Below are 18,256 nucleotides of genomic sequence, written 5' to 3'. Positions count from 1 at the left end.
ATAAAAAAACCGGCATTTTGCGCAATGGCGTTATGTTAACGCTTGAGGATCAACATAGGTTGGCGGAGCATAATGAATATGCTTTTTTAGAGAAAGGTTCCGTTCACCTCATGTTCATCGCTTTTCTGTACACTGAACGCCAGTGAACGTGTTAAGGGTGCTATCGCGCACCCTTAACAATCCCGGCTCCCGGCGGGAAAATTGCCGCTCCGCGGTGCCCTCCGCTTATTCCTCCAGGCTACCGGGCCGGGCGCGATGTAACGTCCCTGTAAAGCGCGCCCTGAGCCAGCATCCATGCTGGCTCTCCCGGCCTTACGGAAACACGTCGGCAATTTTCAGCCGGACCAGCCACGCCTGACCATCTGTATTTTTATTTGAACATGTTTGAACAGCAAAAAGGATATAGCTGAAAGTCAGAGCGCTGAGGTGAACGGAACCCTGAGCCGGAATTACATGTTCTCCATCACGCTTGCCCACGGCTCAACGTTAATCCCACATCGCCGCCGGGATGCACAGCCAGTAATGTCTCCTTTGAGTAACCGCTTTCGCTCATCAGGCAGGCGCAGGCGGCGTCAAAGATAGCCAGCACCAGTAAAATTGAGGTGGTGGCTAACATGTTCAGCGGGTCGGCCTCACGCTGGACGCCGGTGGAAATCACCAGCCTCGACGCGTTGGCAATGGCTGAATCGGCGTTTTCAGTCACGCTCAGGATTGGCACATTTCTCGCTGCCAGCCCGGGCAGCAGCCGGGTGAGTTCGTCTGAATTACCCCCGCGCGACAGCATAATGACCAGGTCGTCGGCGCGTAAAAAACCGAGATCGCCATGCGCCGCGTCCGTCGCGTTGAGGTAAATCGCGGGACGTTCCACGCACGCAAGCATATGCGCGACTTTACGTGCCGCAATGCCGGAGGTACCGACGCCAGTGACGACGATTTTGCCCCGGCAACCGCGCAACTCCGCCATCAGCGACTGCCAGACTGGTTCAGTCAGATGCTGCCCCAGACCCGCCAGGGCATCGCTATAGAGCTGAAATACGCCGGTGGCCTGGGACCAGGAGTTACTCATGCGTCCTCCTGCATCAACTGGCGGTATTTCATATGATCCTGATACATCTCGTGGAATACCCGATATTTGCGATCGTAGTACTGCTTAATGCGATTAGTCTGCGGGGTAACCGTTTTACCAATCCGGCTCATCGCTGACATCGCTTCCGGGAAGGTATCGAATACGCCCGCGGCGATAGTTCCCATCATGGCTCCACCCAGCAGCATGGCTTCGCTCTCTTCAGGCAGCAGCATCGCGCAGCCGGTGGCGTTGGCATGTTCCTGAACGAAGATCGGGTTTTTCGTCCCGCCGCCGCTGGCCATAATCGTATCGATGGTGTAGCCGCTTTGATTCATCGTTTCAATGATATGACGGGTTCCGAGCGCAATAGCCTGGATGGTCGCAAGATACTGTAGGGCCATATCCTCCGGCGTACGCGACAGCTTCAGTCCGGTGATTGCTCCCGTGAGCGTTGGGTTGGCGCGCGGTGAACGGTTGCCGTGGAAATAGGGCAGGATGTGCATGTCGCGGGTTAGAAATGCGATATCTTCCGGCTCACCGGCCATTTTACGCAGCAGTACATTCAGCACTTCATAAATGGTCTGCCCCTGAGACTTAGCTTGCGCCAGCAAAGTTTCGTAGCAAGGATGCGACTGTATAACGTGGTCGATTAACGCCCCGGTAGCCGACTGCCCGCCTTCGTTGAGCCAGTATTCCGGCAGCACCGCTGAGTAGTAAGGACCCCAGACGCCGCCGATAAAACGCGGCTCTTTGGAAATCGCCATGTGTCCGGTGGAAGTGCCGCCAATCAGCGCGACACGACGGTCAAAATCCGCCACCTCGCCGGAAACGCCGCTTGCCCCGAGCGTGCCGAGCGTACCGGCGTGGGCATCGATGATCGAAACGCTGACTGCGGTCCCCGGAATCAGCCCCATTTCGCTGGCGGCGCGTGCTGACAGCCCGTGACCGAGCGGTTCGCCCATGGTTTTCACGTAGCGACCAATTTTGGCCGCATCGTGCTCCAGCAGATCTTCCAGACCAATCTGGCGGAAATAGCTGGCATCCCATTTGTCTTCATGGCCCATATAGGTCCATTTACACACCGTCGAGCACAGTGAACGCGTGTCATCACCCGTTGCGCGCCAGGTCAGGAAATCGGGCAGGTCAAAATAGTAGCCCGCATTAGCCCAGGTATTGGGCATATGCTGCTTCAGCCACAGCAGCTTGGGCGTTTGCATTTCTGGGGAGATAATACCGCCAACGTAGTCCAGCACCCGATGATGCATGGCGTTGATGCGTTCGGCCTGGGTAATGGCGCGGTGATCCATCCACACTATGATGTTCTGTTCGCTGCGCCCGGACGGACTGATGGTCAGCGGCTTGCCTTCTTTATCCAGCACCACCAGTGAACAGGTCGCGTCAAAGCCCAGACCTTTCACCTGGATTGGATTGATATCCGACTGGTTAATCGCATCGCGAACCGCGTTACACACCGCCTGCCAGATGTTATCGGAAGACTGCTCAACAAAATCGGCCTGCGGACGGTAAATCTCGATGGCCCGACTGGCCTGACCGACCATTCTGCCGTTGAGATCAAACACGCCAGCACGGGCGCTTCCGGTTCCGACATCCACACCAATAAAGTAACTTGCCATAATTTTTTCTCCTGAAATCAGGCTTTACGATTCTGTAATGCGATAAAGAGGATCAGCACCGCGCCCCACAGCGCCATCGTCAGATAGCTGCTGACCCCCAGCAAGTTAAGGCCGCTTTCCAGCATTTGCAGCACAATCAGCGCCAGCACCAGGCCGACAATGCGCCCGAAGCCGCCATCCGGATTGATTCCGCCGAGCACGGAAGCGAGGATGGTGACCAGCAGGTAGGATTCCCCGTATCCGGCTTTTGCCGAGTTGAATTTTGCCATCATCAGAATGGCGGCGACCCAGCCGAGCAGGGCGGAAATCACGTACACGGAAATTTGTACCCGTACGGTATTTACGCCGCTGTAGCGGGTTGCCTGTTCATTGGAACCGACGAGATACAGGCTGCGTCCAAGCGTGGTGTGCTCCAGCAGTACCCACAGCAGGATTGCCACCAGGAAAAAGAGCAGTAGCGCCACCGGAATACCGGCAATCGTGGCGTTACCAAGATATTGAATGGCGGTCGGGAAGCCGGAAATCACCGTCCCGTTGGAAAGCAGAATATTCAGCCCGGAGATAAGCGTCATCGTGCCGAGCGTGGCGAGAATAGGCGAGACCCCGACCCAGGCAATCAGCGCGCCGTTGAGCGTGCCGATAGCCACCGCCACGGCTGCGCCTGCCAAAAGCGCCAGCACCAGAAACAGCGGGTTATCTGGATGGGTGACGATTATCGCCGCCATCACCAGCGAGCAGGCATTTGCCCCGGCAATAATCGACAGGTTAATGCCGCCGGTCAGCATAGTCATGCCCATCCCGAGGGCCAGCATGCCGAGGATTGGCAGTTGCGAGCCAATCGACTGGAAGTTAGCGACGCTGAAAAAACGGCTGCCGAGCAGGGCCGAGAAGACTAAAGCGACGACCACTATAATGACGCATTGCAGACGAATGATGGCATCACCGGGTAAAAATCTGGCGATTGTTTTCATCTCAAAGCTCCCTTGCCAGTTTGCGTTTTTCGTTCCAGGCCGTGGCGCTAATGCTGACCAGGATAATGGCGCCGCTAAACACGGTGTGCCAGTAAGAAGAGACGCTGAGCAGCGTCAGCCCATTTTGTAAGAAGGCCAGCAGAACCACGCCGAGCAGGGTTCCGGTCAACGTACCGCGTCCGCCACTCATGCTGGTTCCACCGAGCACTACCGCCGCCAGCACCGTCAGCTCAAAGCCGAGCAGCGAATTGGGTGCAACTGACTGGGTAATTTGCGCCTGAACCACGGCGGCAACGCCTGCCAGAATGCCCATGTAGCCATAGACGTAGAAATGCAACTTCAGCAGATTCAGCCCCAGGCGCGAGGCCGCGTCGCGGTTGCCGCCCATGGCGTAAACCTGACGGCCAAGTCGGGTATAGTTCATTAGCACGGCAGTAAAGATGATCACCGCAGCCAGGCACAGCAGGGGCAGGGTCAGACCGTAGTCGTAGCCATCCGCCGCGGTGAACGAGAACCAGTTAATGCCGTTCATAAACCAGTCAGGGAAGCCGTACAGCCAGGTACCTTTAGTGGCGTATACCAGCAGACCGTAGTAGACGTTCAGCGTGGCGATGGTAATGATGATTGCCGGAACGCGCAGCCAGTAGACCAGGAAGCCGTTAATCAGTCCAAGCAGCAGACCTACCGCAATGGCGATGATTAACGCCAGCGCGAAGTTGCCGCCGTGGCCGATAACCCAACTGGCCATTGCATATTGGGCTATCGCGGTCATCGCCGGAAATGAGATGTCGATCCCGCCGGAAATCAACACCACAAACAGCCCACAGGCAAGGATGCCGAGAATCGCGTAGCTGGTGGCCACATCCGTCAGATTCCCCAAGGACAAGAACTCATCGGTGCTGATACTCAGCCCAACGGCCAGGGCTACGACCAGCAGGCCCAGCCAGAATTCGTGTTGCCCGATTAATCGGGAGAGATGCATCTTATTCATTGATTACCTCGACCACTTCAGCAATCTCCTCTTCACGGCATTGATGAGGATTAAATTCCGCCACCAGCCTGCCGCGACGCATCACCAGCACGCGGTGGCTGTTGTAATACGCTTCCGGGATTTCATCGCAAATCATCAGCACAGCCATACCTTGTTCCGCCAGATCGCGGGCTATCTGGTAAATTCCCTCTTTGTTGGCGATATCCACGCCTACGGTAGGGGAGTCGAGGATCAGGATGCGGGGATTGGTCGCCACCCATTTGGCAATGGCGATACGCTGGGCATTACCGCCGGAAAGGGTTTTGACCGGCAGGTGCGGATCGGACACTTTGATATTCAGTTCGCGGATCAAGTCGGCGACCAGCTTTTGCGCTTTACGATGATCGAGCAGGCCGCTGCCGGTATGCAGTTGATCAAATACCGTGACGATGGTGTTGTCATAGATCGACTGCTCCATGATCAGCCCCTGTGTCAGACGATCTTCGGAGACATAGCCGATCCCGTGTTTGATGGCGTCATGGTTATTGCGCAGAGTAACCGGCTGGCCGTTAATACGAATCTCGCCGCTTTCCGGGTGGGTCATGCCAAACAGGCTCAGACAAAGCTCGGTGCGCCCGGCTCCCAGCAAACCAACAATGGAGACAATCTCGCCGCCGTGCAGCGACAGATTAATGTTTTGGTATTTGCCCCTGCGGCTCAGATTGCGCAGCTCCAGCAGAGGTTCTTGCTCAATTGTGGGCCTTTGTGGCAGTGGACTGTAGTGAAAGCGTTGTCCGGTCATCAGGAAGGCCAGCTCGTGGCTGTCGAGTTCGCTGGCAGGGTAAGTGCCTACCAGTTTGCCGTCGCGCATCACGCTGATGCGGTCTGCCACTTCCATCACCTCATCCAGACGATGGCTGACAAACACGACGCAAATTCCGGCAGCTTTCAGTTCGTTAACAACCCGCAGCAGGCCATTAACCTCCTGACGGGTTAGCGAGGCGGTGGGCTCGTCCATAATCACCAGACGCGCATCGGCGGCAATCGCCCGGCAAATGGCGACCAGCTGGCGGTCAGCAATCGAGAGTTTTTCAACTTTTTTATCGGGATCAATGTTCACCCCGATACGCTTCATGGCTGCCAGTGCCTGCTGTTTCATGGCGCCACGACGTACCCAGATATCGCCCCCGGGCAGATAGCGGTTGACGGCGATATTTTCCGCGACGCTAAAGTTGGGAAACAACGACAGGTCCTGATAAATAACCTGAATTCCATAATGGGAGGAGAGCTGCGGCGTCAGGTGATGGAACAATTTGCCGTCGAGTAAAATCTGCGCGCCTTTTTCCGGATGATAAACCCCGGAGATCACTTTAATAATGGTGCTTTTACCACAGCCGTTTTGACCCGCCAGACAGTGAACTTCGCCTTTTCTCAGCGTCAGATTCACGTTATCCAGCGCCAGCACGCCCGGGAATTGTTTGCTGATATTCTCAAGAGTGATAAATGCGGTGGTGTCTGTCATGGACAATACCCCTGCGAGCGTCCAGGTGGACGCTGAGTGTTAATTTGGTTGATAGCGCCGACCAGACGGCCGGCGTTAAGGTTCCCTGGTGTCGGCTAAAGCCTTAGAAACCAAGTGATTGTGCGTTGTCTTTGGTGACTTCGAGGATCTTGTTAAAGCGGATCACTTTCTTCTCCGTGTCGATATCGGCTTTCCCTAAACCATCAATACTCAGATCGGCGTTCACTGCTTTACCCTGTAACAGCTGATCGGCAACCGTTACCAGCGCGTAGCCCGCATCTTTTGGATCCCACAGCAGCGCTTTTTTGATATCACCACGCATCAGGTAAGGCGCAGCCTGTGCTGGCATAGCGATCCCGACGACGGCGATTTTATCTTTGGCGCGTTTTTTCTGCACAGCCTGACCCGCGCCGATTGGACCCAGCGAACCGAAGCCGATAATGCCTTTCATCTGCGGATAGGTTTTCATCAGGTCCAGCGTCGTGGCGTAGGATTTATCGATGCTTTCCGCGACCGGCAGACGTGAAGTGACCTCGAACATTTCCGGATATTTTTCTTTCTGGTACTTAATTGCATAATCCGCCCACGCGTTATGCAGCGGCACCGTCAGCGAACCGACATAGATAGCGTACCCGCCCTTACCACCCATGTTTTTCGCTAACTCATCGACGTTGGCCTGGGCGTATTTTTCACTGTCGATGGTTTCGATATCCCACTGGCCAATTTGCTCATCCGGGGATTCGTGCGTCAGCACCACGATGCCTTTATCGCGTGCTTTTTTTAGTACCGGCTCAAGAACCTTGGCATCATTCGGTACCACGATGATCGCATTGACGTTTTTGGCGATCAGATCCTCAATGACTTTCACCTGTTGCGCTGGATCCGGCGTGGAAGGCCCGGTCTGATAAGCATTCACATCCAGTTTTTTTGCTGCTTCATTAACGCCGGTTTCCATCCGGTTAAACCACGGAATCCCGGTGACCTTGGCAACCACAGCAATTTCATATTTTTCCGCCGCAAAGGACGTGCCGGACAACATGCATGCAGAAACCAGGGTTGCACTGAGTAATGCGAGTTTGAATTTCATAGTTGTACCTTTCGTAGGGGGCAGGACATGTCACGCCGTGAAGTTAACAACGAATGGAAGAGGGAATGAATCATGAGTTTCCTGAATGTGATCCATGCCCATTATTGTTAATATTTGGAAATTAAATGGTTAAATTTGAGTTAATTTTGTATGGTTTTACATTCAGTTATTCAAATTTGGTGTTAACAAAATATTAAAATGAAACTATAAATTAACATTTTATTATCATTTAACTTAAGTCGTGACCCCGATAAGGTAGTTGGACGGGATTTGTCGAAGAAGAAATTATCGAAATTGAGAACTGAATCGATACCGGAAAAGGGGACTCAACATTTTTTCGTTCAATGGTATCCTCAACACTCTTTCGCCAAACCCAGCTTCATTATTTGTGGCGGTGTCGATTTTTTCCGTGGAGAACTCATGCAAGGCGTTAAACGTATCATTGTCACGTTGTTTCTCGCTCTCCTGTCCTTTGGCGCAGGCGCGCATCCCCACAGCTTTATCCATCTGAAAACCGAGATAGTGAGCGCGAATGATCGGTTCGTCGCGCTTAAAATGCGCTGGACGATGGATGAAATTACCTCGGCGGATCTGCTTTATGATGCGGGGAATGCCAAACCTGGTGATGAGATCTGGAAAAAACTGGCGGCGGAAGTGATGGCCAACGTTCTCGGTCAGCACTATTTCACCGAAGTGTGGCACGACGGGCAAAAGGTAAAGTTTAAAAACAGGCCGACGGAATATGGTATGGAGCGTGAGGAACACCAGGCGGTGCTGACGTTCGTTCTGCCGTTGGCTGAAGCTCAGCCGCTGAGTGGACAAAAATATACCATTTCAACCTTCGACCCGACCTACTACGTTGATATGAGTTATGACAAAGACAGCGACGCCAGGCTGGGACATGTCATAAGCCAGAAATGCCGTATTTCAGTACATACGCCGACGCCGAATGAACAAACGCTGAGCTTTGCGCAGTCGCTGGATAAAGAAGATGCACCGCCGGAGGATATGGAGTTGGGTAAACAGTTTGCACAGACGGTAACGCTGCAATGTCAGTAGTTTCTCAACAACGTGCAGCCAGACGTCGCTGGCTCATGCTATGGCCGCTGGCGGTGTTTTTACTGCTGGCAGCAGGCGGCGTGCTGTGGCTATGGCAGACCTGGCCGCAGGTGATGATGCAAAGTATCGTCTGGCAGCGCGACGTTAATCAGCAGATGAGCGGTTTGCTCAAAGCGGTTGCCGCCAGGCCGGCCCAGGCTGGGGGATCGCTGCTGCTGTTTAGTTTTCTCTACGGCGTCCTGCATGCGCTGGGGCCGGGGCATGGAAAAGTCGTTATTACCACCTGGCTTGCAACGCATCCCTCGAAACTCAAATCAAGTATCGGCCTGACGCTGGCCTCGTCTTTATTACAAGGACTGGTCGCTATTGGTCTGGTCGTTATCGTGCTCACCGTCTTGCAGTTGCCTGCGCGACAGTTACATATGAGTAGTTTCTGGCTGGAGAAAGGGAGTTATGCGCTGGTTGGCGTGTTGGGCGTTTTATTGTGCGTCCGTGCGCTGAAGAAATTGCGCCAGCTGCTGCGTCGCCCGAAATTCACCGCCTTCACGCCGCATCATGTGCATCACGAAGGTTGCGGCTGTGGACATCAGCACTTGCCCGATCCTGAACAGCTGCAAAGCGGTGATGACTGGCGCGCCCGGCTGATGATCGTTTTATCAATGGGAATGCGTCCATGCTCGGGGGCAATCATGGTCTTACTGTTTAGTAAAGTGGTTGGCGTTTTTAGCTGGGGCATGGCGTCGGCGCTGGCGATGGCGGCAGGAACCTCTTTGACGATTACGTCACTGGCTCTGCTGGTGCACAGTTTCCGCTCGCTGGCGGTAAGACTTAGCGGGCATAAAGCGCCTGTGCTATGGCGACAGATTGGCTGGACGACGCTGGCGTTAGCCGGTGGTGCGGTGCTGATTGCTGCTGCGGTAGTGATGTGGATGAGCGCGGTGCCGGTGGGGCGGGGGATAAGACCGTTTTAGGTTAGAGAGCGGTATGGTATGAATTATTGGCCGGATAAGACGCGAGAGCGTCGTATCCGGCACCACAGCAGATTAACGCTTCAGCGCGTCGCTCAGTTCGTCACGCATGTTCGCCAGCATGGCTTTCACTACGCGCGGGTTGCCTGCAACGATGTTACCGGTCGCCAGGTAGTTATGACCGCCGGTGAAGTCGCAAACCAGTGCGCCAGCTTCACGAGCAATCAGCTCGCCTGCGGCGAAATCCCATGGTTTCAGGCCGATTTCGAAGTAACCGTCAACGCGCGCAGCGGCAACGTAAGCCAGATCCAGCGCAGCAGAACCCGTGCGGCGGAAGTCAGCGCACTCGGTGAACATCTTGCCAAGAATTTTCATGTAAGAAGCGGCGTGCTGTTTCGCTTTGAACGGGAAACCGGTAGCGATGATGGTGCCGTCCAGATCGCGGGCGGTGCTGCCACGCAGACGGTAGCCGTTTAGCTGTGCGCCCTGGCCGCGAGTTGCGGTGAACAGTTCGTTACGCATTGGATCGTAAACAACGGCGACTTCAGTACGGCCTTTAATGCGTACTGCGATGGAAACCGCGAAGTGCGGCAGACGTTTTACGAAGTTGGTGGTGCCATCCAGTGGATCGATAACCCATTGAACATCCTGATCTTCACCAGCGTGCTCACCGCTTTCTTCGGTGATGATGGTGTGCTGAGGGTAAGATTTGCGAATCGTTTCGATAATAATCGCTTCAGCGGCTTTATCGACGTTAGTCACGAAATCATTGCTGCCTTTCTGGCTGGTTTCTACTGAGTCTGGTGTTTCGTAGTGTTTGGCAATTACATTACCCGCCTTGCGCGCTGCGCGCACGGCGATGGTCAGCATCGGATGCATCGGTCTCTCTCACTGGATGTTAAAGAACGGGAAAACGGCGCAGAGTATAGCAGCGAGTTCGGAATATGTCTTCGTTTTATGATAATATGCCCGAATAATCTTTAGCTGAAGAAATACAATGCTGCAAAATATTCGAATCGTGCTGGTGGAAACCTCTCACACTGGCAACATGGGCTCTGTGGCCCGCGCAATGAAAACCATGGGTTTAACCAATCTATGGTTGGTAAATCCACTGGTTAAACCGGACTCCCAGGCCATCGCCCTGGCGGCAGGCGCCAGTGATGTGATCGGCAGCGCGCAGATCGTCGATACTCTCGATGAAGCGCTGGCGGGTTGCAGTCTGGTTGTAGGCACCAGTGCGCGCTCGCGTACGCTGCCGTGGCCGATGCTGGATCCGCGTGAATGCGGTTTAAAAAGCGTCTCTGAAGCAACGAATTCGCCGGTGGCGCTGGTGTTTGGCCGTGAACGCGTTGGCCTGACCAACGAAGAGCTGCAGAAGTGCCATTATCATGTCGCCATTGCCGCGAACCCGGAATACAGTTCGCTCAACCTGGCGATGGCGGTGCAGGTCATCTCTTATGAAGTGCGCATGGCCTGGCTGGCAACGCAGGAAAGCGACAAGACCGCAGATTACGAAGAAGCAGAGTATCCGCTGGTTGATGATTTAGAGCGTTTTTACGGTCATCTGGAACAAACGCTGTTGTCGACCGGGTTTATCCGCGAAGGGCACCCGGGGCAGGTGATGAACAAACTGCGTCGTCTGTTCACGCGCGCGCGACCTGAGAGCCAGGAGCTGAACATCCTGCGTGGGATTTTAGCTTCAATCGAGCAGCAGAATAAATGCAAGTAACTGTACTAATGCCGCACGGAACGTCAAATACCTGACTAAATTAGTCAAGTAAATAGTTGACTGATTTAGTCGGGAATGTCAGACTTGCCCCTGCTATGCAATACCCCCATTTTACAATAAAAAACCCCGGGCAGGGGCGAGTTTGAGGCTAAGTAAGACATGAGACTGACATCAAAAGGGCGTTATGCCGTGACCGCAATGTTGGACGTTGCGCTCAACTCCGAAACGGGCCCGGTACCGTTGGCTGATATTTCTGAACGTCAGGGAATTTCCCTGTCATATCTGGAGCAGCTGTTTTCCCGTTTGCGTAAAAACGGTCTGGTTTCCAGCGTACGTGGACCAGGCGGCGGGTACTTGCTGGGTAAAGATGCCGGCAGCATCGCAGTAGGTGAAGTGATTAGCGCTGTTGACGAGTCTGTAGATGCGACCCGTTGCCAGGGCAAAGGCGGTTGTCAGGGCGGCGATAAGTGCCTGACCCACGCGCTGTGGCGCGATCTGAGCGATCGTCTGACCGGTTTCCTCAACAACATTACGTTGGGCGAGCTGGTTAATAATCAGGAAGTCCTGGATGTGTCTGGTCGCCAGCACACGCATGACGCTCCGCGCACTAATCGTGCTCAAGACGCGATCGACGTTAAGTTACGCGCATAATTTGCCCGTTATATTTCGTGCCGCAACTGCGTTGGCCGCACTTGCTCGCCTTGCTGCAACACGAACTATTTAGGGCAAAGATAATAAGATATTAGAATCAGGCCGGGGTGTTCGACGCCCCGTTAACTCGGTCGTACATCCAGCCGGTTGCCTGATTCCTTGCATTGAAGCGATGTACGGAGTTTATAGAGCAATGAAATTACCGATCTATCTCGACTACTCCGCAACCACGCCGGTGGACCCGCGTGTTGCCGAGAAAATGATGCAGTGTCTGACCCTGGACGGAAACTTTGGTAACCCAGCGTCTCGTTCACACCGTTTCGGCTGGCAGGCTGAAGAGGCGGTAGATATCGCCCGTAACCAGATTGCCGACCTCGTGGGCGCTGACCCGCGTGAAATCGTCTTTACTTCCGGTGCGACTGAATCCGATAACCTGGCGATTAAAGGTGCAGCCAACTTTTATCAGAAAAAAGGCAAGCACATCATCACCAGCAAAACCGAGCACAAAGCTGTGCTGGATACCTGTCGTCAGCTGGAGCGCGAAGGGTTCGAAGTCACCTACCTCGCCCCGCAGCGTAACGGTATTATTGACCTGAAAGAACTTGAAGCGGCAATGCGTGACGACACTATCCTCGTGTCCATCATGCACGTGAACAACGAAATCGGCGTGGTGCAGGATATCGCGACTATCGGCGAAATGTGCCGTGCTCGCGGCATTATCTATCACGTTGATGCAACCCAGAGCGTGGGCAAACTGCCTATCGATCTGAGCCAACTGAAAGTTGACCTGATGTCTTTCTCCGGCCACAAAATCTATGGTCCGAAAGGTATCGGCGCGCTGTACGTTCGTCGTAAACCGCGTATTCGTATTGAAGCGCAGATGCACGGCGGCGGTCACGAGCGCGGCATGCGTTCCGGTACGCTGCCTGTGCACCAGATCGTCGGTATGGGTGAAGCTTACCGTATCGCTAAAGAAGAGATGGAAACCGAGATGGCGCGCCTGCGCAGTCTGCGTAACCGTCTGTGGAACGGCGTGAAAGATATGGAAGAGGTGTACCTCAATGGTGACCTCGAGCAGGGCGCACCGAACATTCTCAACGTCAGCTTCAACTTTGTTGAAGGCGAGTCGCTGATTATGGCGCTGAAAGACCTGGCTGTATCCTCCGGTTCTGCATGTACTTCTGCAAGCCTGGAGCCATCCTACGTGCTGCGCGCGCTGGGGATGACCGACGAGCTGGCACACAGCTCAATTCGTTTCTCTTTAGGTCGTTTCACTACCGAAGAAGAGATTGACTACGCCATCAATCTGGTTCGCAACTCCATCGGCCGCCTGCGCGACCTTTCTCCGCTGTGGGAAATGTTCAAACAGGGCGTGGATCTGAACAGCATTGAATGGTCACATCACTAATCGGTACCGATAAGGAGAATTCATCATGGCTTACAGCGAAAAAGTAATCGATCATTACGAGAATCCACGTAACGTGGGTTCTTTTGACAACAGCGACGAGAACGTGGGCAGCGGCATGGTGGGTGCACCGGCCTGTGGCGACGTGATGAAGTTGCAGATCAAAGTCAACAATGAGGGTATCATTGAAGACGCGCGTTTCAAGACTTACGGCTGCGGTTCCGCTATTGCCTCCAGCTCTCTGGTTACCGAATGGGTAAAAGGGAAATCTCTGGATGAAGCACAGGCGATTAAAAACACCGATATTGCCGACGAACTTGAACTGCCACCGGTGAAAATTCACTGCTCTATTCTGGCTGAAGACGCGATTAAAGCCGCGATTGCGGATTACAAAAGCAAACGTGAAGCAAAATAATTAAGAGTTGAGGTTTTATTATGTCGATTACCTTAAGCGACAGTGCAGCAGCGCGTGTAAATACCTTCCTGGCAAACCGCGGTAAAGGGTTTGGTCTGCGTCTGGGCGTGAGAACCTCCGGCTGCTCAGGTATGGCTTATGTACTGGAATTTGTTGACGAGCCGGCGGCTGAAGATACCGTGTTTGAAGACAAAGGCGTAAAAGTCGTGATCGACGGTAAGAGCCTGCAATTCCTCGACGGTACGCAGTTAGACTTCGTCAAAGAAGGTCTTAACGAAGGGTTTAAGTTCACTAACCCGAACGTGAAAGACGAATGTGGATGCGGCGAAAGCTTCCACGTGTAACGCGCTTACTGATAACCCCACCGTGGTCGCCTGCGCGTGGGGTTTGTTTTACCTGACTCTCTGGTTTTGCCTCATCGAACAACAGAGAATCGATGCCCTGAGAATGTTATGGACTACTTCACCCTCTTTGGCTTGCCGGCCCGTTATCAGCTCGATACTCAGGCGCTGAGCCTACGTTTTCAGGATCTACAACGTCAGTATCATCCTGATAAATTCGCCAGCGGTTCCCAGGCGGAACAACTTGCTGCGGTATCGCAGTCCGCCACTATCAACCAGGCCTGGCAAACGCTGCGTCATCCTTTGATGCGCGCCGAATACTTATTGTCTTTACACGGCTTTGATATCCGCAACGAGCAGCACACGGTGCGCGATACCGCGTTCCTGATGGAGCAACTGGAGCTGCGTGAAGAGCTGGACGAGATTGAACAGGCAAAAGACAGTCAACGTTTAGATGCGTTTATGCAACGCGTCAGTGAAATGTATAACGTTCGCCATCAACTGATGGTGGAACAGCTGGATAGCGAGACGTGGGACGCCGCGGCAGATACCGTGCGTAAGCTGCGTTTTCTCGATAAACTGCGAAGCAGTGCAGAACAACTCGAAGAAAAACTGCTCGATTTTTAATTTCCGGAAGCGAAAATGGCCTTATTACAAATTAGTGAGCCTGGTCTGAGCGCCGCGCCGCACCAGCGTCGTCTGGCGGTAGGTATCGATTTAGGCACCACCAACTCCCTGGTTGCGACCGTACGCAGCGGCCAGGCCGAAACGCTGGCAGACCATCAAGGTCGCCACCTGTTGCCGTCAGTGGTTCACTATCAGCAGCAGGGCTACTCTGTCGGTTACGATGCCCGCGCCAATGCCGCGCTGGATACGGCAAACACCGTCAGCTCGGTAAAACGCATGATGGGCCGCTCTCTGGCGGATATTCAGGCGCGTTACCCGCATCTGCCTTATACGTTCCAGGCGAGCGAAAACGGTTTGCCGATGATTGAAACCGCAGCCGGTTTGCTTAACCCGGTGCGTGTCTCCGCTGATATTCTGAAAGCATTGGCCGCACGGGCAACCGAAGCGCTGTCTGGCGAGCTGGACGGCGTGGTAATCACCGTTCCGGCTTACTTTGACGATGCGCAGCGTCAGGGAACCAAAGACGCCGCGCGTCTGGCGGGCCTGCACGTATTGCGTTTGTTGAACGAACCGACCGCAGCGGCGATCGCGTATGGCCTCGACTCCGGTCAGGAAGGCGTAATTGCGGTCTACGACCTTGGCGGCGGTACGTTTGATATTTCTATTCTGCGCCTGAGTCGCGGCGTGTTCGAAGTGCTGGCGACCGGCGGTGATTCCGCGCTCGGCGGCGACGATTTTGACCATCTGCTGGCCGATTACATTCGCGAGCAGGCGGGCGTGGCCGATCGCAGCGATAACCGCGTACAGCGCGAACTGCTGGATGCCGCGATTGCAGCGAAAATCGCGCTTAGCGACGCTGATTCTGTAACGGTTAACGTGGCGGGATGGCAGGGTGAAATCACCCGTGAAACCTTTAATGAACTTATTTCCGCACTGGTCAAGCGTACGCTGCTGGCCTGCCGACGCGCGCTGAAAGATGCGGGTGTGGAGCCGCAGGATGTGCTGGAAGTGGTGATGGTCGGTGGTTCAACGCGCGTGCCATTGGTACGTGAACGCGTCGGTGAGTTTTTTGGCCGTACGCCGCTGACCTCTATCGACCCGGACAAAGTGGTCGCTATCGGTGCGGCGATCCAGGCCGATATTCTGGTCGGAAATAAACCGGACAGCGAAATGCTGCTGCTGGACGTTATCCCGCTGTCCCTGGGGCTGGAAACCATGGGCGGACTGGTGGAGAAAGTGATCCCACGTAACACCACTATCCCGGTGGCGCGCGCGCAGGACTTTACCACCTTTAAAGATGGTCAAACCGCGATGTCCATTCACGTGATGCAGGGCGAACGTGAGCTGGTGCAGGACTGCCGTTCACTGGCGCGTTTTGCGCTGCGCGGCATCCCGGCATTGCCGGCAGGCGGCGCGCATATCCGCGTGACCTTCCAGGTAGATGCTGACGGGCTGCTGAGCGTCACCGCTATGGAGAAATCCACCGGCGTTGAGTCCTCAATTCAGGTTAAACCGTCCTACGGTCTGACCGACAGTGAAATCGCCTCCATGATTCAGGATTCGATGAGTTTTGCCGAGCAGGACGTTAAAGCCCGTATGCTGGCAGAACAGAAAGTCGAAGCGGCACGCGTACTGGAAAGTTTATCCGGTGCGCTGAACGCTGATGCCGCGCTGTTAAGCGCCGCAGAACGTCAGGCTATCGACACCGCCGCCGCGCACTTGAGCGAGGTTGCACAGGGTGACGATGTTGACGCGATAGAACAAGCCATTAAAAACGTAGACAAACAAACCCAGGAATTCGCCGCTCGCCGCATGGACAAATCCGTCCGTAGCGCGCTGAAAGGCCATTCCGTGGACGAGGTTTAATATGCCAAAGATTGTTATTTTGCCTCATCAGGATCTCTGTCCCGATGGCGCAGTTCTGGAAGCTGAGACCGGCGAAACCATTCTTGACGTTGCTCTGCGTAACGGTATCGAGATTGAACACGCCTGTGAAAAATCCTGTGCCTGCACAACCTGCCACTGCATCGTACGTGAAGGTTTTGATTCTTTGCCGGAAAGCACGGAAGAAGAAGACGACATGCTGGATAAAGCCTGGGGACTGGAGCCGGAGAGCCGTTTAAGCTGTCAGGCGCGGGTAACCGAGGACGATTTAGTGGTCGAAATCCCACGTTACACAATCAATCATGCGCGTGAGCATTAACAGAGGGTAGTATGGGACTGAAGTGGACCGATAGCCGCGAGATCGGCGAGGCGCTGTATGACGCGTTCCCCGACCTCGATCCCAAGACCGTTCGTTTCACCGATCTGCATCAATGGATCTGTGACCTGGAAGAGTTCGATGATGATCCGCAGGCATCGAACGAAAAAATCCTTGAGGCCATTTTGCTGGTCTGGCTGGACGAAGCCGAATAAGTCAACGGGCTGCCCACGGGTGGCCCGTTTTCCTGTATGCGCGAAAATAAGGATAAATAAAATGACAGAAGCCATGAAAATTACGCTTTCCACGCAACCCGCTGACGCCCGCTGGGGGGAAAAGGCGACATACAGCATTAATAATGACGGCATTACCCTGCATCTGAACGGGAAAGATGACCTCGGCCTTATCCAGCGCGCCGCACGTAAAATTGACGGTCTGGGGATTAAACACGTTCAACTGGACGGTGAAGGCTGGGATACCGAACGTAGCTGGGCATTCTGGCAGGGTTACAAAGGACCAAAAGGCACCCGCAAAGTTGAGTGGGCTGCTCTGGACGAAGCACAGCGCAAAGAGCTGGATAACCGTCTGAAGATTATTGACTGGGTGCGCGATACCATTAACGCCCCGGCGGAAGAACTGGGCCCGGAACAACTGGCGCAACGCGCGGTCGACCTGCTGTGTGGCGTGGCTTGTGATAACGTCTCTTACCGGATCACCAAAGGCGAAGATCTGCGTGAGCAGAACTACATGGGACTGCATACCGTGGGTCGTGGCTCCGAACGTCCGCCGGTGCTGCTGGCGCTGGATTACAACCCGACTGGCGACAAGGAAGCCCCGGTTTATGCCTGTCTGGTTGGCAAGGGAATTACCTTTGACTCCGGCGGTTACAGCATCAAGCAAAGCGCATTTATGGACTCAATGAAGTCCGACATGGGCGGTGCGGCAACGGTCACCGGCGCGCTGGCGTTTGCCATCACCCGTGGTCTGAACAAGCGCGTGAAGCTGTATCTGTGCTGCGCGGATAACCTGATCAGCGGCAACGCTTTTAAGCTCGGCGATATTATTCACTATCGCAACGGTAAAAAAGTTGAAGTGATGAATACCGATGCCGAAGGACGCCTGGTGCTGGCCGATGGCCTGATCGACGCCAGCGCGCAGAAACCGGAACTGATCATTGATGCCGCCACGCTGACCGGCGCGGCGAAAACAGCGTTGGGCAACGATTACCACGCGCTGTTTAGCTTTGATGATCAGCTGGCTGCTCGCCTGCTGGCCAGTGCGGCGCAAGAAAACGAACCGTTCTGGCGTCTGCCGCTGGCAGAGTTCCACCGAAGCCAGTTGCCGTCTAACTTTGCTGAACTGAATAACACCGGCAGTGCGGCGTACCCGGCTGGCGCAAGCACCGCGGCGGGCTTCCTGTCCCATTTCGTGGAAAACTACCAGCAGGGCTGGCTGCACATCGACTGCTCTGCGACCTATCGCAAAGCGCCGGTTGAGCAGTGGTCTGCGGGCGCAACCGGTCTGGGTGTGCGCACTATCGCGAATCTGCTGACTGCCTAATTCATGACTGTATTGCCGGATGGCGCTACGCTTATCCGGCCTACATGTATT

19 protein-coding genes are annotated in these 18,256 nt (G+C 54.6%); 12 read left to right on the top strand and 7 right to left on the bottom strand.

Features of this window, described 5'->3' with window-relative positions:
• Window positions 1-463: 463 nt before the first annotated feature.
• The 6 genes from OGV77_RS22540 to OGV77_RS22515 all read right to left on the bottom strand — a co-directional run bounded on the left by OGV77_RS22540 (window position 464) and on the right by OGV77_RS22515 (window position 7,250).
• The gene (locus OGV77_RS22540) at window positions 464-1,066 is read right to left on the bottom strand and encodes a KpsF/GutQ family sugar-phosphate isomerase (protein WP_043017201.1); all 603 of its coding nucleotides are present in this window, start codon (window positions 1,064-1,066) and stop codon (window positions 464-466) included.
• Window positions 1,063-2,700 carry an FGGY-family carbohydrate kinase gene (locus OGV77_RS22535; protein WP_043017200.1) on the bottom strand — a complete coding sequence of 546 codons (1,638 nt, stop codon included), beginning with the start codon at window positions 2,698-2,700 and terminating at the stop codon, window positions 1,063-1,065. Before OGV77_RS22535 ends, OGV77_RS22540 begins: the two co-directional genes overlap by 4 nt.
• Before the next feature lie 17 nt (window positions 2,701-2,717).
• Window positions 2,718-3,671, bottom strand: coding sequence for an ABC transporter permease (locus tag OGV77_RS22530; RefSeq protein ID WP_047409495.1), 954 nt, complete (start codon window positions 3,669-3,671; stop codon window positions 2,718-2,720).
• Window position 3,672: 1 nt separating this feature from the next.
• Window positions 3,673-4,662: an ABC transporter permease gene (locus OGV77_RS22525; RefSeq protein ID WP_008785467.1), complete on the bottom strand. Its 990-nt coding sequence runs from the start codon at window positions 4,660-4,662 to the stop codon at window positions 3,673-3,675.
• Window positions 4,655-6,163, bottom strand: coding sequence for a sugar ABC transporter ATP-binding protein (locus tag OGV77_RS22520; RefSeq protein WP_080626236.1), 1,509 nt, complete (start codon window positions 6,161-6,163; stop codon window positions 4,655-4,657). The genes OGV77_RS22525 and OGV77_RS22520 overlap by 8 nt, the downstream gene beginning before the upstream one ends.
• Window positions 6,164-6,266: 103 nt before the next feature.
• Entirely contained in the window at window positions 6,267-7,250 is a 984-nt protein-coding gene (locus tag OGV77_RS22515; RefSeq protein WP_043017197.1) for an autoinducer 2 ABC transporter substrate-binding protein, read from the bottom strand.
• 420 nt (window positions 7,251-7,670) lie between these two features.
• Between OGV77_RS22515 and OGV77_RS22510 the strand changes: the two genes are divergently transcribed.
• Entirely contained in the window at window positions 7,671-8,309 is a 639-nt protein-coding gene (locus OGV77_RS22510; RefSeq protein WP_087050923.1) for a DUF1007 family protein, read from the top strand.
• The gene (locus OGV77_RS22505) at window positions 8,300-9,280 is read left to right on the top strand and encodes a nickel/cobalt transporter (RefSeq protein WP_087050922.1); all 981 of its coding nucleotides are present in this window, start codon (window positions 8,300-8,302) and stop codon (window positions 9,278-9,280) included. The genes OGV77_RS22510 and OGV77_RS22505 overlap by 10 nt, the downstream gene beginning before the upstream one ends.
• Before the next feature lie 72 nt (window positions 9,281-9,352).
• On the opposite strand, the gene suhB is transcribed toward OGV77_RS22505, so the two are convergent.
• The gene (gene suhB, locus OGV77_RS22500; RefSeq protein ID WP_003037670.1) at window positions 9,353-10,156 is read right to left on the bottom strand and encodes an inositol-1-monophosphatase; all 804 of its coding nucleotides are present in this window, start codon (window positions 10,154-10,156) and stop codon (window positions 9,353-9,355) included.
• Between the two features lie 118 nt (window positions 10,157-10,274).
• Here suhB and trmJ point away from each other — a divergent pair, with 118 nt between their 5' ends.
• The 10 genes from trmJ to pepB all read left to right on the top strand — a co-directional run bounded on the left by trmJ (window position 10,275) and on the right by pepB (window position 18,205).
• A complete protein-coding gene (trmJ, locus tag OGV77_RS22495) occupies window positions 10,275-11,006 on the top strand; it encodes a tRNA (cytosine(32)/uridine(32)-2'-O)-methyltransferase TrmJ (RefSeq protein WP_087050921.1) in 732 nt (243 codons plus the stop codon).
• A 159-nt stretch (window positions 11,007-11,165) separates the two neighbouring features.
• Window positions 11,166-11,657, top strand: a complete 492-nt coding sequence (gene iscR, locus OGV77_RS22490) for a Fe-S cluster assembly transcriptional regulator IscR (RefSeq protein ID WP_003037674.1) — start codon at window positions 11,166-11,168, stop codon at window positions 11,655-11,657.
• Window positions 11,658-11,850: 193 nt separating this feature from the next.
• On the top strand, window positions 11,851-13,065 hold the full coding sequence (gene iscS / locus OGV77_RS22485) for a cysteine desulfurase (RefSeq protein ID WP_003835233.1): 1,215 nt from the start codon (window positions 11,851-11,853) through the stop codon (window positions 13,063-13,065).
• 25 nt (window positions 13,066-13,090) lie between these two features.
• A complete protein-coding gene (iscU, locus tag OGV77_RS22480) occupies window positions 13,091-13,477 on the top strand; it encodes a Fe-S cluster assembly scaffold IscU (RefSeq protein ID WP_002913991.1) in 387 nt (128 codons plus the stop codon).
• Window positions 13,478-13,497: 20 nt separating this feature from the next.
• Entirely contained in the window at window positions 13,498-13,821 is a 324-nt protein-coding gene (gene iscA / locus OGV77_RS22475) for an iron-sulfur cluster assembly protein IscA (protein ID WP_003835203.1), read from the top strand.
• Between the two features lie 108 nt (window positions 13,822-13,929).
• A complete protein-coding gene (gene hscB, locus OGV77_RS22470; RefSeq protein ID WP_043017193.1) occupies window positions 13,930-14,445 on the top strand; it encodes a co-chaperone HscB in 516 nt (171 codons plus the stop codon).
• A gap of 15 nt (window positions 14,446-14,460) precedes the next feature.
• Window positions 14,461-16,311 (top strand): Fe-S protein assembly chaperone HscA, encoded by a 1,851-nt coding sequence (gene hscA, locus OGV77_RS22465; RefSeq protein WP_075145823.1) that lies wholly within the window; start codon window positions 14,461-14,463, stop codon window positions 16,309-16,311.
• Between the two features lies 1 nt (window position 16,312).
• Window positions 16,313-16,648: an ISC system 2Fe-2S type ferredoxin gene (fdx, locus tag OGV77_RS22460; protein WP_003037690.1), complete on the top strand. Its 336-nt coding sequence runs from the start codon at window positions 16,313-16,315 to the stop codon at window positions 16,646-16,648.
• Between the two features lie 11 nt (window positions 16,649-16,659).
• A complete protein-coding gene (gene iscX / locus OGV77_RS22455) occupies window positions 16,660-16,860 on the top strand; it encodes a Fe-S cluster assembly protein IscX (RefSeq protein WP_003037694.1) in 201 nt (66 codons plus the stop codon).
• 61 nt (window positions 16,861-16,921) lie between these two features.
• A complete protein-coding gene (gene pepB, locus OGV77_RS22450) occupies window positions 16,922-18,205 on the top strand; it encodes an aminopeptidase PepB (protein WP_043017192.1) in 1,284 nt (427 codons plus the stop codon).
• Window positions 18,206-18,256 lie beyond the last annotated feature (51 nt).

Origin of the sequence: Citrobacter sp. Ce129, assembly GCF_030334545.1 — a bacterium.
Classification (GTDB): Bacteria; Pseudomonadota; Gammaproteobacteria; order Enterobacterales; family Enterobacteriaceae; genus Citrobacter; species Citrobacter europaeus.
This window is presented reverse-complemented; position numbering and strand designations above follow the sequence as displayed.

Excerpts from the sequence above, each read along its gene's own strand:
- OGV77_RS22540 (WP_043017201.1), bottom strand. The coding sequence starts at position 1,066 with ATGAGTAACTCCTGGTCCCAGGCCACCGGCGTATTTCAGCTCTATAGC.
- OGV77_RS22535 (WP_043017200.1), bottom strand. The coding sequence starts at position 2,700 with ATGGCAAGTTACTTTATTGGTGTGGATGTCGGAACCGGAAGCGCCCGT.
- OGV77_RS22530 (WP_047409495.1), bottom strand. The coding sequence starts at position 3,671 with ATGAAAACAATCGCCAGATTTTTACCCGGTGATGCCATCATTCGTCTG.
- OGV77_RS22525 (WP_008785467.1), bottom strand. The coding sequence starts at position 4,662 with ATGAATAAGATGCATCTCTCCCGATTAATCGGGCAACACGAATTCTGG.
- OGV77_RS22520 (WP_080626236.1), bottom strand. The coding sequence starts at position 6,163 with ATGACAGACACCACCGCATTTATCACTCTTGAGAATATCAGCAAACAA.
- OGV77_RS22515 (WP_043017197.1), bottom strand. The coding sequence starts at position 7,250 with ATGAAATTCAAACTCGCATTACTCAGTGCAACCCTGGTTTCTGCATGC.
- OGV77_RS22510 (WP_087050923.1), top strand. The coding sequence starts at position 7,671 with ATGCAAGGCGTTAAACGTATCATTGTCACGTTGTTTCTCGCTCTCCTG.
- OGV77_RS22505 (WP_087050922.1), top strand. The coding sequence starts at position 8,300 with ATGTCAGTAGTTTCTCAACAACGTGCAGCCAGACGTCGCTGGCTCATG.
- suhB (WP_003037670.1), bottom strand. The coding sequence starts at position 10,156 with ATGCATCCGATGCTGACCATCGCCGTGCGCGCAGCGCGCAAGGCGGGT.
- trmJ (WP_087050921.1), top strand. The coding sequence starts at position 10,275 with ATGCTGCAAAATATTCGAATCGTGCTGGTGGAAACCTCTCACACTGGC.
- iscR (WP_003037674.1), top strand. The coding sequence starts at position 11,166 with ATGAGACTGACATCAAAAGGGCGTTATGCCGTGACCGCAATGTTGGAC.
- iscS (WP_003835233.1), top strand. The coding sequence starts at position 11,851 with ATGAAATTACCGATCTATCTCGACTACTCCGCAACCACGCCGGTGGAC.
- iscU (WP_002913991.1), top strand. The coding sequence starts at position 13,091 with ATGGCTTACAGCGAAAAAGTAATCGATCATTACGAGAATCCACGTAAC.
- iscA (WP_003835203.1), top strand. The coding sequence starts at position 13,498 with ATGTCGATTACCTTAAGCGACAGTGCAGCAGCGCGTGTAAATACCTTC.
- hscB (WP_043017193.1), top strand. The coding sequence starts at position 13,930 with ATGGACTACTTCACCCTCTTTGGCTTGCCGGCCCGTTATCAGCTCGAT.
- hscA (WP_075145823.1), top strand. The coding sequence starts at position 14,461 with ATGGCCTTATTACAAATTAGTGAGCCTGGTCTGAGCGCCGCGCCGCAC.
- fdx (WP_003037690.1), top strand. The coding sequence starts at position 16,313 with ATGCCAAAGATTGTTATTTTGCCTCATCAGGATCTCTGTCCCGATGGC.
- iscX (WP_003037694.1), top strand. The coding sequence starts at position 16,660 with ATGGGACTGAAGTGGACCGATAGCCGCGAGATCGGCGAGGCGCTGTAT.
- pepB (WP_043017192.1), top strand. The coding sequence starts at position 16,922 with ATGACAGAAGCCATGAAAATTACGCTTTCCACGCAACCCGCTGACGCC.